This window comes from Parafrankia sp. FMc2 (genome assembly GCF_041008525.1).
In the GTDB taxonomy this organism is placed as follows: Bacteria; Actinomycetota; Actinomycetes; order Frankiales; family Frankiaceae; genus Parafrankia.
Genome location: NZ_JBFLUG010000418.1, coordinates 1 through 1,149, shown reverse-complemented (window position 1 = coordinate 1,149; position 1,149 = coordinate 1). Strand labels below are relative to the sequence as shown.

Sequence of the window (1,149 nt, the reverse complement as noted above, 5' to 3'; positions counted from 1 at the left end):
TCGCCGGCACCCTCGGCACTCCCGGCCAGGCCAACTACGCCGCCGCCAACACCTACCTCGACGCCCTCGCCCACCACCGCCAGGCCGGAGGCCTCCCCGCCACCAGCCTCGCCTGGGGCCTGTGGGACACCGGCGCGGGCATGGAGGCCGGGCTCGGCGCGGCCGACCGTGCACGGTGGGCCCGGGCCGGGGTGACGCCGTTCGGCGTCGCGGACGGGCTGGCGTTGCTCGACGCCGCCCTCGCGAGAACGGCCTCTCTCCCCCGCGCCGGCAAAGGGCTCGAACCCGAGATCGGGGTTGAGGACGGCGACCCGGTGCTGGTGGCCGGCCGCCTCGACCTGAGTGTCGTCAACGGAGGGACGGGTGACCGGTCCGCCGGGTCGACCCGGCGGCGAGCATCCACGGCCCGCGGGCCGGCCGGCGCTCGGACCGGTGACGGCGACCTGGCCGAGGTGCTGGCAGCGCTGTCCGCCGAGGAGCAGGAACGGCTCCTGCTCGATCTGGTCCGCGAGGAGGTCGCCGCGGTCGTGGGGCACGACGCACCGGAGTCGGTCGACGTCAGCCGGGCCTTCCGGGACCTCGGGTTCGACTCGCTTGCCGCCGTCGAGCTGCGCAACCACCTCGGCCGGCGGACGGGGCTCGTCCTGCCGGCGACCCTGCTGTTCGACTACCCGAGCCCGGCCGAGGTCGCCGGGCAGCTGCTGACCGAGCTCGTCGGCCGGTCCGACGTCGACACCGGCGCGCCGGCCGCCCGGGTGCGCAGCGGTGCCGACGACGATCCGATCGTCATCGTCGCGGCGAGCTGCCGGTACCCGGGCGGGGTCACGAGCCCCGAGCAGCTGTGGGATCTGGTCGCCGGCGGCGTCGACGCCGTCAGCGCGTTCCCGGCCGACCGCGGCTGGGACGTCGGACGGCTCTACGACCCGGACCCGGACGCCTCGGGCCGGTCCTACGCCCGCCACGGCGGCTTCCTGCACGACGCCGGTGACTTCGACGCCGAGTTCTTCGGGGTCCCGCCCCGGGAGGCGCTGGCCGTCGACCCGCAGCAGCGGCTGCTGCTGGAGGTCGCCTGGGAGACGTTCGAACGGGCCGGGATCGACCCGACGTCGCTGCGCGGCAGCCGCACCGGCGTGTTCGCCGGCGTCATGT

The 1,149-nt window shown here is 76.1% G+C and carries 1 protein-coding gene; it reads left to right on the top strand.

The features are described from left to right. Positions 1–1,149: acyl carrier protein (locus AB1460_RS37660; protein ID WP_368967355.1), on the top strand; the 1,149-nt coding region annotated here is incomplete at both ends.